Below are 15,033 nucleotides of genomic sequence, written 5' to 3'. Positions count from 1 at the left end.
TGTTTTATTTCTCCATCAGCTCCACACTCCGGTTCACGAAAGCCGTGAGATCCGCGCCGGTCAGGAGGCCCTGGGAGAGCAGTGCAAGATCGGCCAGGTTGCGCACCTGTTTCTCCTGCAATGATCCGTCGCCTTCGCCGAGGATGCGCTGATAGATGGGATGATTGGCGTTGACGGTCATGGTGATTTCGTCGGGCATGCCGGCATACCAGCTCGCGGCCGATCCGCCCATTGCGGCCATGTCTTTCATCCGGCGCATCAGTTCGCCGCGGGTCACGATCACGGGCTGGTCCTGCTCGCCGAGGCCTTTCAGCTCCACTTTCACGCCGGCAAGGGGCACCTGTTTACCGAAAAGGTCTTTCAGCTTGCCTTCCTGCTCTTCGCTCAACACGCTTTGGGCGGCGGAACCGGGGTTGATGAGGTTATCGGTGATGTCGGCATCCACGCGGGTGAACACAACGTTTTCCCATTTGAGTTCCATCTGGTTGATGAAACCTGCGTCTACCATCGTTTCCATCTTCACAACTTTATATCCCCTCGCCTTGGCGGCGGAAATATAACTATCCTGCTGAACGGGATTGGTGGCGTAGAGGATCACCAGTTTGCCTTCCTTGTTGGTTTGCAGACCGGCAGCCGCGGTGCGGTATTCTTCGAGGGTATAGAAAACGCCGTCGATATCTTCCAGGAGATGGAACTTGCTGGCTTTGTCGAGGAACTTATCTTCGGTCATCATCCCGTATTTCACGAACAGGGCGATGTGTTCCCATTTTTCCTCGAAAGACTTCCGGTCGGTCCGGAACATTTCGTCCAGCTTGTCGGCAACTTTTTTGGTGATATGCGCGTTGATTTTCTTTACGTTAGGATCGCCCTGGAGGTAGCTGCGGCTTACATTCAGGGGAATATCCGGGGAGTCGATCACGCCATGGAGCAGCATGAGGAACTCGGGCACGATGTTTTTCACCTCATCGGTCACGAACACCTGGTTGGAATACAGGCTGATCTTATCTTTCTGGATCTCGTAAGTCTTCGTGATCTTGGGGAAATACAGGATGCCGGTGAGGTTGAAGGGATAATCCACGTTGAGGTGAATCCAGAACAGGGGCGGCTCCGCGAAGGGGTACAGCTCTTTGTAGAAGGCCTGGTAATTGTCGGAGGTCAGCTCCGAAGGCTTTTTCACCCATGCCGGTGTGGTATTGTTGATTTGTTCTCCCTGGAACTGGATGGGAACGGGGAGGAAGCGGCAGAATTTTTCGAGGATGGTACGGATGCGGTGCTCGTCGAGGAATTCTTCGCTTTCTTCGTTGATATGCAATACGATATCGGTTCCGCGGGTTTCTTTTTCGGTTTCTTCGAGCTGGTATTCCGGGCTGCCGTCGCATTCCCATCGAACGGCCTTGGCGTCGGGGCGCCAGGATTTGGTAAAAATTTCCACCTGGGAAGATACCATGAAGGAGGAGTAGAAGCCGAGGCCGAAGTGGCCGATGATGTTGGCGCCTTCGCCCTGGCCTTTATATTTTTTCACGAACTCTTCCGCGCCGGAAAAAGCGACCTGATTGATGTATTTGTCGACTTCTTCGGCGGTCATGCCTACGCCGCGGTCGGAGATCGTGATGTTTTTTTTGTCTTTGTCGAGGGAAACGGTAATGGCGATGTCGCCGGTTTCTCCTTTGAATTCGCCTACGCTGGCCAGGGTTTTGAGCTTCTGGGTGGCGTCCACCGCGTTGCTGACCAGTTCGCGCAGGAAAATGTCGTGATCGGAATAGAGGAATTTTTTGATGATGGGGAAAATGTTCTCCGTTTGTACACGTATAGCACCTTTCTGCATATGTTTATCAGTTTTTTAGACGGATGAAGGTATTCAAAGGGTGTGCCATGGGCGGGTGGACTGACAAGTTGACCGTCAAACTTAAAAACAGGCATTGATTTTCAGTGTGTTGCGGAAGCTCTGGCGCAAACCTGCGACAGTTGGGGCTGTGGGGAGGAAAAATCGCGGAAAATCGCACCAGCAGCGCGCTGGAATCCAAAAAAACCCTTTATCTTTGCAATCCATTTTAATTTTAAATCACTAACAAGGGAAAATTATGTCAAACTACGAATTGATGGTGATCTTTACCCCTGTGCTTTCTGAGGAAGACTACAAAGCTGCCCAGAAAAAATTCGCTGACCTGGTGAAAGACAACGGCGGCGCAATTGTGCACGAAAATCCCTGGGGCCTGAGATCACTGGCGTACCCGATCCAGAAGAAAACCACGGGCATGTACCTGGTGCTGGAGTACACTGCGCCATCCGACTTCAATGAGAAGCTGAAGATCCAGCTGAACCGCGATGAAAATGTATTGCGTTACATGTTTACCAAACTGGACAAGCACGCGGTAGCGTACAACACCCGGAAGAAAGGTAACTATGATGCTGAACCTAAACCCGCAGAAGCTTAAAGTTATGGCAGTTAAACAAGAGATCAAGTACTTAACCGCGGTTAAGCAAGAGAAGCGCCAGAAAAAATACTGCCGCTTCAAGAAATTGGGTATCAAGTATGTAGATTACAAAGATGCCGAGTTTCTGAAAAAGTTCCTGAACGACCAGGGCAAGATGCTCCCCCGTCGTATCAGCGGCAACTCGCTGAAATTCCAGCGCAAGGTGGCCGAGGCTATCAAGAAAGCACGTCAAATGGCGCTGTTGCCTTATGTTACTGACCTTTTAAAGTAAGAAACAATGCAAGTAATCTTAATACAAGACGTAGACAATCTGGGCCAGAAGAATGAACTGGTAGCCGTTAAGAACGGTTACGCCAGGAATTTCCTGATCCCTCAAAAGTTCGCCGTAGAGGCCAGCGAGTCTAACCTGAAGCAACTGAACGAGCGCCTGAAAGTGCAGAAAGTGAAAGAAGAGAAAATGCTCGCTGAAATCGCTAAAGTGGTAGAAGTGCTGAAAGCCGCTCCCGTTAAAATCGGCGCGAAAACCGGCACCTCCGGTAAAATCTTCGGTTCTGTTACCGGCGTTCAGATCGCCCGCGCGATTAAAGAACAAAAAGGTTATGAGATCGACCGTCGTCGTATCCATATCCTCGGTGATGTGAAAGAACTGGGTCTTTACAAAGCCCGCCTCGATTTCGGTAAAGGAAGCGAAACCGAACTGGAATTCGAAGTGGTATCCGAGTAATCGCCTGATCACCATATTAAAAAAGCTGCATCCATCGGGTGCAGCTTTTTTTATGCTTCTATTATTCAATAATTACGTTATTCGTACCGCAACGCCACGATCGGATCGAGCCGCGACGCCTTCACTGCCGGATAAATGCCGGAAATCAGGCCCACCACCGCGCAGGCCGCAATGCCGCCCATCGTCCAGCCCCAGGGGATAAAGAAAGTGGAGCCCATCAAGCTGGCCACACCGTTTCCTACCAAAATGCCCAGGATCACGCCGAGCAAACCGCCCAACAAGCTAATAATCACCGATTCGAAAACGAACTGCAGCCGGATGGTGGGAGCCGTGGCGCCGAGGGCTTTATTCACCCCGATCTCCCGCGTCCGCTCCGCGACCGATACCAACATGATATTCATCAAACCGATCGCAGACCCCACCAACGTGATAATCCCGATCACCGTAGCCGCTGCCGTCACCATTCCCAACTGCCGGAAAAGCATCTCCGCGATACTGTCGCTACGGCTGATATAAAAGTTATTCTCTTCGTTGGCATCCATCTTCCGGATGACGCGGAAAACGCCTGTGGCCTCTCCTATCGCTTCATCCATCAACTTGATATCGTCGACATTCACGTTGATCTGGTACGAGGCCCATGGCCGGTTGAATACGCGCCGGGTGCTGGTTACAGTCGTTATCACCACATTGTCGGCGCTAAACATATTACTGCTGCCCTTGCTCTCCAATATCCCTATCACCCGGTACCGCACATTTCCCAACCGCACGTTGGTGTTCAGGGCCCGCTCAGGAAATTCCCCGAACAGCGTTTTGGCCACATCCCATCCCAAAATCGCCACATTCCGCCCGGATTCAATATCCGATTTGGTAAAGTTGCGCCCGTATTGCAGTGTATAATTGTTGAGTTGCAGGTAACTTTCGTCCCCCCCGATCACCTGGATATTGGGATTGGTCTTGAAATTCTCCCGGTAAACGGTCATACCTCCGCCGGCGCGGAACAGCAATCCTACCGAAGACGGAAAGTCGTACTTCTGCTTGAATGCCATCGCCTCGCCAAAAGTGATGACTTTATTTTGGTTGGACGTGCGTACCCGGCGCTTCTGCCCCCTGGAATTACCGCTGACGGCGCCACCGCCGCCTCCCATACGGATACGCATTTCACGGTTCCGGATAGAGAAACCGTTGGCACCCATGCTGGCGAAGCTATCGTAAATCTTGTATTGCAACGCGTCGATCACCGTGAGGATACTCACAAGCGCCATGATCCCGAATGCGATCACCGTCACGGTAAGGCCCGCCCGGAGGCGGTTGGCGCTCACGGAGCGCAGGGCGAGGGAGAAAATATCTTTTGTACGCATAACGACCGTTGACTAAAGTTAACGGTTTTCTCTCATCTGTAGGACTATACTCCTACAGATTTGCTATAAAAAAACGGCAAGGCCACCTGGCCTTGCCGTTTCCAACAAATATTGTTTCCCTTTACAGGTACTGGAGAAGCAGGTTGGGGAAGATGCCCAGCACGATCACGATGGCCGCGGCAATTACCAGCAGGGCCTTGAAGCCCGGGGTAACACCCTCCGCGTCCGCCTCCCCCGGTTTGAAGTACATGGCGATGATCACGCGGAAATAGTAGTAGGCGCTCACCGCGGCGCAAAGCACGCCGATAATCACCAGCCAGAGCAGATCTCCCTGCTGAATGGCCGCGCTCAGCACGAAATATTTCGCGAAGAAACCGGCGGTCAGGGGAATACCCGCCAGCGAGAAGAGGAATATGGCGCACACCACGGCTACGAGCGGCTGCCTGCGGGCAAGACCGTTGAAACCGTCGAATGTATAGTCGTTCAGTTTGAGCAGGATCGCGAATACCCCGATGGTGGCCACGCTGTAGGCAGCGGAGTACAGGATGAGGCCCTGGTTGGCCATTTCGTTGTGCGAAACGATGGCAAACAACATGAAGCCCGCCTGCGCAATACTGGAGTACGCTAGCATGCGTTTCACGCTTTGCTGGAACACGGCCGTCAGGTTACCGAGGATGAGGGTGGCGGCGGTGATGATGGCGAGGATCAGCTGCCAGTGGCCGCTTACGTTGCCTCCGGAGAAGCTGACGTGGAACAGGCGCATAAAAGCGATGAAGCTGGCGGCTTTCACGATGGTGGCCATGAACGCGGTGAACACGGTGGGAGAACCATCGTACACGTCAGGGGTCCAGAAGTGGAAAGGAGCGGCGGACACTTTGAATGCCAGGGAGAAGCCCAGCAGCGTGATACCGCACAGTGCCAGGGGGCTCAATTCCCCGGTGCCCAGGCCCATCTCGCGGATGTCGAAAGTACCGGTGGCGCCATATACCAGGGCGATCCCCATGAGGAGGATACCCGTGGTGAAAGAGCCCATCAGGAAGTATTTCAGCGAAGCTTCGTTGCTTTTCAGGTTCTTTTTATCCGCGCCCGCCAGGATATACTGGGGAATGGAAATGATCTCGATCGCGAGGAACAGCATCAGCAGGTTGCTGTATGCACCCGTGAGCATGATCCCGGCCAGGATGAAAAAGATCAGCGCGAAGTAATCGGCCACATCTTCGCCCACCTTTTCGAATGCGCTGCCGCACAGCAGAAAATACAGCGCAGTGGCGGCAATCGCTACGGCGTTGAACAGCACGGAAAAGGAACTAACTTCCACCATGCCGTGCAGCACACCGTATCCGCTCTGCGCGTCGAGCAGGTTGGCGATGAAGGCGAGCACCGTGCCGGCGATCGCAACATATTTGATATACTGCCTCTGTTTGACAACCAGTCCCACGAACATCAGAATAATACCAAATACAGCAGTCGTAATTAATGCGTTCATATCTTAACGTTACAGAATCATTTATTAAATCAACGTCCGGTTAGTGCGGCTACGGTGTTTTGAATACCGGAACCGGAAACGAGTTCCAGCAGCGGTTTCGGATAGAAGCCCAGCACAAAGATCATGGCGGTGATACACACCAGCGCCAGCATCTCCCCGCCTTTCAGGTCGGAAGTGGTGGATGTGAGCGCATTGGCTTCGCCGAACAGCACTTTCTGCAGCATCCGCAGCATGTACACGGCCGCCAGGATGATGGCGATCGCGGAAACGGCGGCGAACCAGACGTTGTGCTGGAACAGCCCGCTGAACATCAGGAATTCGCCGATGAACCCGTTGGTCAGCGGCAGGGCGATGTTGGCGAGACTGATGATCACGAGCAGGATCGACAGTTTCGGCGCCACGGCGGCGATGCCTCCGAGCTGTTGCATGTTTTTAGTACCGAGGCGCTGCTCGATCACTTCGATGATGATCCAGAGACCGATGATATTGATGCCGTGGTTGAACATCTGCACCTGTACGCCGGCAAGGCTTTGCTCGTTATTGGCGAAGATCGCGGCGCTCATCAGCCCGATGTGGGCGATGGAGGAATACGCGATCAGTTTCTTCAGGTCGGATTGCATAATGGCAATGCAGCTGGCGTAGATGATGCCAATCACGCTGAGGAGGATGGCGGCTTCCTGCCACATGTACGCACCTTGCGGGAGCACAGGCATCAGCCAGCGCATCACGCCGAACAGGCCCATCTTCACCATGATACCGCTCAGCACCATGGTAACGGCGGTGGGCGATTGCTCGTAGGTGTCGGGCTGCCAGGTGTGGAAGGGGAAAACCGGCATCTTGATGGCGAACGCCACAAAGAAGAGCCAGAACAGCCAGCTTTGCTCGCTGTTGCTGAGGCTGAGGCTGGTGAATGCCTGCCAGCTGAAAGATCCTTCGGTCTGGAAATAAATATAAATAATGCCGACCAGCATGAGCAGGGATCCGGCGAAGGTGTAGACGAAGAATTTGAACGTCACCGGGATGGCTTTCTCACCACCCCACATGGAGCAGAGGAAATACACCGGGATGAGGGCCAGCTCCCAGAACACGTAAAACAGCAACGCGTCATAAGTGAGGAACACGCCGAGCATGCCCGCCTGCGAAAGCAGCATCAGGCCGTAAAATGCGCCTGCTTTTTCATAGTTGCGGCTGAATACGGTGATAAAGATGAGCGGGAAGGAAATCGTGGTGAGCAGCACGAGCATCAGGCTCAGGCCGTCGAGCCCGAAATTAAGCTGGCTGTTCAGTTGCGGGATCCATTCGGCGGTGAAGCTGAGGGCTTCGGGAGCCGTCCGGAATTGGGACCATGCAGCCAGGGCAACGGCCAGCGTGGCCAGCGAGGATACCAGGCTGAGTACTTTGGCGCCGCGGCCGCTGAGTCCGAATGTAATCAGGCCCGTCACCAAAGGAATCAATATGAGTAATACTGTCAACATATCTTTTTCTTAATCCGCTATCGATTTATAAAAACAAACTGATCACAAACAATACGATCATACCAATAACCATGGCGAAGATGTAGAATCCTACCTGGCCGTTCTGCAACAGCCTGGCGCGGCCTCCACCCCATTTCACCGCCGAGCCTACACCGTTCACGAGCGCGTCGATGCCGGAGCGCTCTACTACGTCCTGGAAAAATTTGCTCAGGACCATGAGGGGCTTCACAATGATGGCGTCGTACAGTTCATCTACATACCATTTATTTTCCAGCACTTTGGCAAAGCCTGTCGTAGGCTCGCCATTGTCGGTATAGTTGGCGAATTTGCTGCGCGCCCACAGGATCATCACGATCACCAGGCCGGTGCTGAGGCCCATCAGTCCCCATTCGAGGCTGTGGCTCAGGTGATGTTCGTGCAGGAAAGGCATGGAAGGCGCGAAGATCGGGCTGAGGTATTCCGCCAGCAGGTTCGGTACGCCGAACACGGCGGGCATCCCCACATATCCACCGATCACCGACAGGATGGCCAGGATGATCAGCGGGAAGGTAATGGCGGCGGGGCTTTCGTGCAGGTGGTGCTCCTGCTCGTGCGTACCGCGGAATTTACCCGTGAATGTGATATAATACAAACGGAACATGTAGAAGGCCGTCATCAGCGCGCCGATCAGGGCCAGACCGTAAATCACCGGGCTGTAGCCGAAGGCGTGGGCGAGGATTTCGTCTTTGGAGAAGAAACCGCTCAGCCCCGGGATCCCCGCTATCGCCAGGCATCCGATCAGGAAGGTGATGTGGGTGATGGGCATCCATTTCTTCAGGCCGCCCATCTTGCGGATGTCCTGCTCCCCGCCCATGGCGTGGATCACGGAACCCGAACCGAGGAACAGCAGCGCTTTGAAGAAGGCATGCGTCATCACGTGGAATACGGCGGCGGTGTAAGCGCCAACGCCCAGCGCGATGAACATGTATCCAAGCTGGCTCACGGTAGAGTAAGCCAGTACTTTTTTTATGTCGTTTTGTTTCAGTGCGATAGAAGCTGCGAGCAATGCGGTCGCCAGGCCCACGAGCGTCACGATCGTCTGGATGTGCGGGGCCAGGGTATAAATCACGTTGCTGCGGGCCACCATGTAGATACCGGCGGTCACCATCGTGGCCGCGTGGATGAGGGCGGAAACGGGGGTAGGCCCGGCCATTGCATCGGGGAGCCAGGTGTACAGGGGAATCTGAGCCGATTTACCCATGGCGCCGATGAAGAGCAGCATGGCGATGGCGAAGAGCACACCGCTGTTGGTGCCCATGGCAGCGGCCTGGGGCAATACTTCCGAGAAAGTCACGGAACCAAACTGCTGGATGAGCAGGAAGATGCCGAGCAGGAAACCGAAGTCGCCGATGCGGTTCATGATGAAAGCCTTGTTCGCGGCTTTGTTGTATTCGATATTTCTGAACCAGAACCCGATGAGCAGGTAAGAACAGAGGCCTACGCCTTCCCATCCGATGAACATCATCACATAGTTGGCGCCGAGCACGAGGATGAGCATGGAGAACACGAAGAGGTTGAGGTACGCGAAGTAGCGCGCAAAACCTTCGTTGGACTCGTCATGCATATAAGAGGTGGAGTAGATGTGGATCAGGGAACCCACACCGGTAATGATCAGGAGGAACAAAGCGCTCAGCTGGTCTACCTGGAAGGCAAAAGGAATGTGCAGGCTGCCTACGCTGATGAAATCGAACAGCGTCACTACCTGCGGCGTAAAGCCGGGCGTGCGCACTTCGAAGAAGATGAGCAGGCTGATCACGAAAGCAGCTACTACGCTGCCGCTGCCCACGAAGCCGGTAAGCGGCTTGGATAAATACCTCCTGCCCAATCCATTGATCAGGAAACCTAACAACGGTAAAAACGGTACCAGCCAAACAAGATGTATCATCGATCTATACTATTTTTTAATCCTAGTTTTTCAGTCTGCTGAGAATGTTGATATCTACGGAGTGCGTATTCCGGTACATCATCACGATGATGGCGAGGCCAACGGACACTTCCGCGGCGGCCACTACCATGACGAAGAACACAAAGAGCTGCGCGGAGGCGGCGTCGATGCGGCCGGCGTCGACCCACATTTTGGAGAAAGCCACCAGCAGCAGGTTCACGGCGTTGAGCATGAGCTCGATGCACATGAAGATGATGATGGCGTTCCTGCGCATCAGTACGCCCATGATGCCGATGCAAAAAAGGGCGATGCTGAGAAAGATGTAGTATTGAACAGGCATTTGAAAACGTTTTATTTCTTACCGATCACTACGGCGCCTACCATCGCGCTGAGGAACAGCACGCTGCTCAGTTCGAAAGGCACCACGTAAGAGGTGAACAATGTTTTACCAAGATTTTCTACCAGACCGATTTCCGTGTTGCCGCCGCCCTGGATGGCAGGCAGGCTCGCGTCGCGGAGGGCGGCTACCAGTACCAGCAGCAGTGCGCCGCCGGAAATGGCGCCCGCGTATTTCAGCCAGTTGCGTTTCTGCGGCTCGATGTCGGCGTTGAGATTCATCATCATCAGTACGAAAAGGAATAGTACCATGATGGCGCCGGTGTAAACGATCAGGTGAACAACGAACAGGAACTGTGCGTTCAGCATGATGTAGTGGCCCGCGATGGCGACGAAGCAGGTGATCATGCATAGCACGCTGTTCACGGGGTTCTTGCTCAGGATCACGCCCAATGCCGATGCGATGGCGATCGCAGACAGCACTGTAAAGATTATCATATCGATTCCCATTGCCTTATTGGTTGTTTTCTTTGATTTGTTTTTGAGGATGGGGGATCAGCATGTCATCCTTCCCATAAATGAACCCTTTACGCTGGTAGTTGGCCGGCGCGAAAGTTTCAGACATGTACACCGCCTGTTTGGGGCAAGCCTCTTCGCAGAATCCGCAGAAAATGCACCGCAGCATGTTGATCTCGTAACGCGCGGCATATTTCTCCTCGCGGTACAGATGCTCCTCGCCCGGCAGACGCTCCGCCGCTTCCATGGTAATGGCTTCGGCAGGACAGGCAACCGCGCACAATCCGCACGCCGTGCAGCGCTCGCGGCCTTCTTCGTCGCGGTTCAGGATGTGCAGGCCGCGGAACACGGGGCTGAAAGGGCGGGTTTCTTCGGGATAGTTCACCGTCGCTTTCTTTTTGAAAAGGTGCTTCAGTGTAATGCCCATACCTTTCGCAATCGCGGGCAGGTAGAGTTTCTCCGCAAAAGTCATGGGCCTCCTGTCTACCGGCGTCGCCCTGTTGGTTAAAGATTGCATATGATGAGTTTCTTCAGTTTAAAAATTAAAACCGTTCTGACGGAAAAGTACCACGGCGCCAGTGATGAGCATATTCAGCAATGCCAGCGGGATCAATACTTTCCATCCGAGTTTCATGAGCTGGTCATAACGGAAGCGCGGAATCGTCCAGCGCACCCACATGAACAGGAATATGAAGAAGAACGTTTTCAGGAACAGCGCCACAATCCCCAGGATCGTCAGCATATTGCCGTCGAGCCCCAGCGAATCCATGTACGGGAAGGCGTAACCGCCGAAGTACAGGGTGGCCATCAGCACCGAGCTGATGAACATGTTGATGTACTCCGCGAACAGGTAAAAGCCCAGTTTCATGGAGGAATACTCCAGGTGGTAACCGCCATTCAGCTCATTTTCCGCTTCCGGAAGGTCGAAGGGCGTACGGTTACATTCCGCAAAGGCGCAGATAAGGAAGATGAGGAAACCGATGGGCTGCAGGACTACAAACCAGAGGCCGTCGCGCTGCTGCTCCACGATGTCTTTCAGGCTGAGGGAGCCGCTGAGCATGAACAGGGCGATCAGCGCCAGGCCCATGGGCAGCTCGTAGGAGATCACCTGCGAAGCGCCGCGGCAGGCGGCCAAGAGGGAGAATTTGTTGTTGGATGCCCAACCGCCGATCATGATACCGTATACGCCCATACCTACAACCGCCATGATCCAGAGTACGCCGATGTTGATATCGGCGATCTGCAGGCTCACTTCACGGCCGGCGATGGTGAGGCTGTCGCCCCAGGGAATCACGGCGCTGGTGAGACAGGCGGTGAACATGGCCAGCGAAGGGCCCAGTACGAACAGGAAACGGTTGGCCTGCGCGGGGATGATCTCTTCTTTAAAGAACAACTTGCCACCGTCGGCCAGCGGCTGCAGCAAACCAAAGGGACCCGCGCGGTTCGGCCCGCGGCGGTCCTGGATCCAGGCAGCCACTTTACGCTCACCCCAGGTGCTGTACATCGCCACCACCAGGGAAATACCCAGCACTGCCGAAATCAGCAGCAGTTTCTCTATGAGGAAATACCAGTCGATTGTAAATTCCATATCTCGTTATTGTACGCCTTTATTCTTGGGAAAATCGGTTGAGTGCGCCGGACCGTCGATCTGGCTCAGGTCCACCTGCGGCATGTTCACCTCGCTCACCGAGTGGATGTCCATCAGCAGTTTTGGCTGACGGCCGTCCATAACTTTGGCGACGGTTTCCTGCGGCTTGTGAACACCTACGTAGTGGCCGGCGGTGATTACGCTGTGGCGCGAAATCTTGCGGGGGCCTTCCACGATCCAGTCTTTCACCTCTTTCTTCTCGAAACGGCAGGTATCGCAGATGAATCCTTCCACTTCGCCGTATTTATCTTTCCGGGCCGTAACGCGGAAAATCTCGTCGCCGCGCATCCAGAGCACCGTTTTGCCGCAGCATTTCGGATCGCTGCATTCGCGGTGCGCGTCTACCGGTTTGAGGAACCACACACGGTTTTTGAAGCGCGCGGTACGGTCGGTGAGGGCTCCAACGGGACAAACGTCGATCACGTTACCGATGAAGTTGGTGTGATCGAGGGATGCGCGCATGTAGGTGCTGATCTCGGAGGCGTCGCCACGCTTCAGGATGCCGTGCTGGCGTTTCTCCGTGAGCTGGTCTGCCGTGAACACGCAGCGGTAGCAAAGGATGCAGCGCGTCATGTGCAGTTTGATATTTTCGCCGATATCTTCCTTCTCAAAAGTGCGGCGTTTGAATTCGTAGCGGGTGCCGGATACGCCGTGCTCGTAGCTAAGATCCTGCAGGTCGCACTCACCGGCCTGGTCGCACACGGGGCAATCGAGCGGGTGGTTGATGAGGAGGAACTCCACAACGCCCTTGCGGGCTTCGAGCACTTCTGGGGAGGTGATGTTGGCCACTTCCATCCCGTCCATCACGGTTGTGCGGCAGCTGGCCACCAGCTTGGGCATGGGGCGCGGGTCTGCTTCGGAGCCTTTTGTCACTTTCACGAGGCAGGTGCGGCATTTGCCGCCGGAGCCCTGCAGCTTGGAATAATAGCACATGGCCGGGGGCACCACTTCGCCGCCGATGTTACGGGCAGCGTTGAGGATAGTGGTTCCCGGCTCCACCTCTACCGTGATATTATCAATCTTGACCTTGAATAATTTCTTTTCTTCCGCCATTATTAAAAAGTAAAAAAGAAGAATAATGTTGTTTCCTTATCAGACAGCGGCAGCTACCGGCAGCGGGTCTGCGTAATGCGCCAGGCCGAAGTTGCGGCGCTGCGCCTCGTCGGGATGCAGCACGTGCCATTCGAACTCGTCTCGGAAGTGACGGATCGCGGCAGCCACCGGCCATGCAGCGGCGTCGCCGAGGGGGCAGATGGTGTTGCCTTCGATCTTGCGCTGGATGTCCCACAGCAGGTCGATGTCGCTCATTTTTCCTTTGCCGTGCTCGATGTTTTTGAGCACTTTCTCCATCCATCCGGTGCCTTCGCGGCAGGGGCTGCACTGTCCGCAGCTTTCGTGGTGGTAGAACCGGGCCAGGCTGAGGGTGTGGCGTACCACGCACTGGTCTTCGTCCAGCACGATGAACCCGCCCGATCCCATCATGGTGCCGGTGGCGAACCCGCCGTCGTTGAGGCTTTCGTAGGTCATCATCCTTTTTTCGCCTTTGGCTGTGGTGAGCAGCAGGTTGGCTGGAACGATGGGTACGGAGGAGCCGCCGGGGATGCAGGCTTTGAGGCGTTTCCCGTTGGGGATGCCGCCGCAGTATTCGTCGGAGTAAATGAATTCTTCCACGGAAATGTTCATCTCTATCTCGTAAACGCCGGGCTTGTTGAGGTTGCCGCAGGCGGAGATGAGCTTGGTGCCGGCGGATTTGCCGATACCGATTTTGGCGTATTCGTCGCCGCCGATGTTGATGATGGGAACAATGGCCGCAAGGGTTTCCACGTTGTTCACCACGGTCGGGCATTGGTACAGGCCTTTCACAGCGGGGAATGGCGGCTTGATCCTGGGGGTGCCGCGCTTGCCTTCCAGCGATTCGATCAGGGCGGTTTCCTCGCCGCATATGTAGGCGCCGGCGCCGCGCTGCACGTAAATGTTCAGGTCGAACCCGGAACCCTGGATATTCTTGCCGAGCCAGCCATTTTTGTGCGCTTCCGCGATGGCTTCTTCGAGGATATCGGGAATCCAGGCGTATTCGCCGCGGATGTAGATGTAAGTGGTATTGGCGCCGAGGGCGAAGCTGGAGATCAGCAGGCCTTCGATCAGCAGGTGCGGGAGAAACTCCATGAGGTAACGGTCCTTAAAAGTACCCGGTTCGGATTCGTCCGCGTTGCACACGAGGTAACGGGGCACTCCTTCCGGTTTGGCCAGGAAGCTCCATTTCAATCCTGTGGGGAAGCCCGCGCCGCCGCGGCCTCTCATGCCGCTTTTCTTCACTTCTTCCGTAACCTGATCCGGGCTCATGCTCTTCAGGGCTTTTTCAGCAGCGGCATAACCGCCGTTTTTCCGGTATACGTCGTAGTACCGGATGCCTTCTATATGCGCCTTGTCTAACAATAATTTACGTCCCATTGTCTCGCTTTATATAAGTTGTTGCCTTGGCAACGTGATGTTTTTCGTTTGGTCAGCTTCCGTTCTTCCCTCCTCCCCCGTTGCGTCGCACACTTCGGCGGCAGGAAGCCGGTTCAGCTTTTAGTTGTTCGCCTGTGCGCGGCATTCCGCGATGATCTGGTCCACCTTCTCTTTGGTGAGGTGCTCTTTATAGAACTTGCCCAGCTGCATCATCGGCGCGTAACCGCAGGCGCCGAGGCATTCCACGGTTTTGAGGGTAAACAGCCCGTCGGCCGTGGTTTCCCCGATTTTAATGCCCAGCTTTTCCTTGATATAATGAATAATGTCGTCTGACCCGCGAAGCATGCAGGGCCCCGTCTGGCATACCTCGAACAGGTATTTGCCCACGGGTTGCAAATTGAACATCGAATAAAAGGTAGCCACTTCATACACCTCGATCGGCTCGATGCTGAGCAGGGTGGCCACATAATCCATCGTGTCTGCACTGAGCCATCCGCCGAAAGATTCCTGTGCCAGGTGCAGCACCGGGATCAGGGCGCTCTTCTGCTTCCCTTCCGGATAGCGGGCGATGATCTCTTTTACTTTATTCAGCTTCTCTTCAGAAAATTGAACGGCCATTTCTGTCTGTCTTTATATGTTAAATTTCAAATTTCCCCCGCCGTTTCTCTTTGCGGATCATA

Annotated in this window: 15 protein-coding genes; 3 read left to right on the top strand and 12 right to left on the bottom strand. The window is 54.6% G+C overall.

The annotated features are described in order from the left end of the window. Window positions 1-4: 4 nt before the first annotated feature. Window positions 5-1,825 (bottom strand): molecular chaperone HtpG, encoded by a 1,821-nt coding sequence (htpG, locus tag WJU16_RS17140; protein WP_341834680.1) that lies wholly within the window; start codon window positions 1,823-1,825, stop codon window positions 5-7. Between the two features lie 256 nt (window positions 1,826-2,081). Here htpG and rpsF point away from each other — a divergent pair, with 256 nt between their 5' ends. Genes rpsF through rplI form a run of 3 tightly spaced genes read left to right on the top strand, consistent with a single transcriptional unit; the run spans window position 2,082 to window position 3,159 of the window. Further along, a complete protein-coding gene (gene rpsF, locus WJU16_RS17135; protein WP_109699931.1) occupies window positions 2,082-2,435 on the top strand; it encodes a 30S ribosomal protein S6 in 354 nt (117 codons plus the stop codon). 4 nt (window positions 2,436-2,439) lie between these two features. Then, on the top strand, window positions 2,440-2,706 hold the full coding sequence (rpsR, locus tag WJU16_RS17130; protein WP_074240327.1) for a 30S ribosomal protein S18: 267 nt from the start codon (window positions 2,440-2,442) through the stop codon (window positions 2,704-2,706). A 6-nt stretch (window positions 2,707-2,712) separates the two neighbouring features. Then, the gene (gene rplI / locus WJU16_RS17125; RefSeq protein WP_341834679.1) at window positions 2,713-3,159 is read left to right on the top strand and encodes a 50S ribosomal protein L9; all 447 of its coding nucleotides are present in this window, start codon (window positions 2,713-2,715) and stop codon (window positions 3,157-3,159) included. A 77-nt stretch (window positions 3,160-3,236) separates the two neighbouring features. On the opposite strand, the gene WJU16_RS17120 is transcribed toward rplI, so the two are convergent. The 11 genes from WJU16_RS17120 to WJU16_RS17070 form a co-directional block, all read right to left on the bottom strand. Beyond that, entirely contained in the window at window positions 3,237-4,517 is a 1,281-nt protein-coding gene (locus tag WJU16_RS17120; protein ID WP_341834678.1) for an ABC transporter permease, read from the bottom strand. A 121-nt stretch (window positions 4,518-4,638) separates the two neighbouring features. Continuing rightward, the gene (locus tag WJU16_RS17115) at window positions 4,639-6,003 is read right to left on the bottom strand and encodes an NADH-quinone oxidoreductase subunit N (protein WP_341834677.1); all 1,365 of its coding nucleotides are present in this window, start codon (window positions 6,001-6,003) and stop codon (window positions 4,639-4,641) included. 29 nt (window positions 6,004-6,032) lie between these two features. Continuing rightward, a complete protein-coding gene (locus WJU16_RS17110; protein WP_341834676.1) occupies window positions 6,033-7,478 on the bottom strand; it encodes an NADH-quinone oxidoreductase subunit M in 1,446 nt (481 codons plus the stop codon). Window positions 7,479-7,503: 25 nt separating this feature from the next. Continuing rightward, window positions 7,504-9,402 carry an NADH-quinone oxidoreductase subunit L gene (gene nuoL / locus WJU16_RS17105; protein ID WP_341834675.1) on the bottom strand — a complete coding sequence of 633 codons (1,899 nt, stop codon included), beginning with the start codon at window positions 9,400-9,402 and terminating at the stop codon, window positions 7,504-7,506. Between the two features lie 22 nt (window positions 9,403-9,424). Then, window positions 9,425-9,742, bottom strand: a complete 318-nt coding sequence (gene nuoK, locus WJU16_RS17100; RefSeq protein ID WP_126249360.1) for an NADH-quinone oxidoreductase subunit NuoK — start codon at window positions 9,740-9,742, stop codon at window positions 9,425-9,427. A gap of 11 nt (window positions 9,743-9,753) precedes the next feature. Beyond that, window positions 9,754-10,236 carry an NADH-quinone oxidoreductase subunit J gene (locus tag WJU16_RS17095; RefSeq protein ID WP_341834674.1) on the bottom strand — a complete coding sequence of 161 codons (483 nt, stop codon included), beginning with the start codon at window positions 10,234-10,236 and terminating at the stop codon, window positions 9,754-9,756. Window positions 10,237-10,252: 16 nt separating this feature from the next. Continuing rightward, entirely contained in the window at window positions 10,253-10,771 is a 519-nt protein-coding gene (nuoI, locus tag WJU16_RS17090; RefSeq protein WP_341834673.1) for an NADH-quinone oxidoreductase subunit NuoI, read from the bottom strand. Between the two features lie 18 nt (window positions 10,772-10,789). Next, entirely contained in the window at window positions 10,790-11,842 is a 1,053-nt protein-coding gene (nuoH, locus tag WJU16_RS17085) for an NADH-quinone oxidoreductase subunit NuoH (RefSeq protein ID WP_341834672.1), read from the bottom strand. A 6-nt stretch (window positions 11,843-11,848) separates the two neighbouring features. Then, a complete protein-coding gene (locus WJU16_RS17080; RefSeq protein ID WP_341834671.1) occupies window positions 11,849-12,955 on the bottom strand; it encodes a 2Fe-2S iron-sulfur cluster-binding protein in 1,107 nt (368 codons plus the stop codon). Window positions 12,956-12,994: 39 nt separating this feature from the next. Then, window positions 12,995-14,353 (bottom strand): NADH-quinone oxidoreductase subunit NuoF, encoded by a 1,359-nt coding sequence (gene nuoF, locus WJU16_RS17075; RefSeq protein ID WP_341834670.1) that lies wholly within the window; start codon window positions 14,351-14,353, stop codon window positions 12,995-12,997. Window positions 14,354-14,473: 120 nt separating this feature from the next. Further along, window positions 14,474-14,971 carry an NAD(P)H-dependent oxidoreductase subunit E gene (locus tag WJU16_RS17070; RefSeq protein WP_341834669.1) on the bottom strand — a complete coding sequence of 166 codons (498 nt, stop codon included), beginning with the start codon at window positions 14,969-14,971 and terminating at the stop codon, window positions 14,474-14,476. Between the last annotated feature and the right edge of the window lie 62 nt (window positions 14,972-15,033).

Origin of the sequence: Chitinophaga pollutisoli, from assembly GCF_038396755.1 — a bacterium.
GTDB classification, from domain to species: domain Bacteria; phylum Bacteroidota; class Bacteroidia; order Chitinophagales; family Chitinophagaceae; genus Chitinophaga; species Chitinophaga pollutisoli.
The sequence above is the reverse complement of the archived record's forward strand: the minus strand, read 5'-3'. Positions and strand labels throughout refer to the sequence as shown.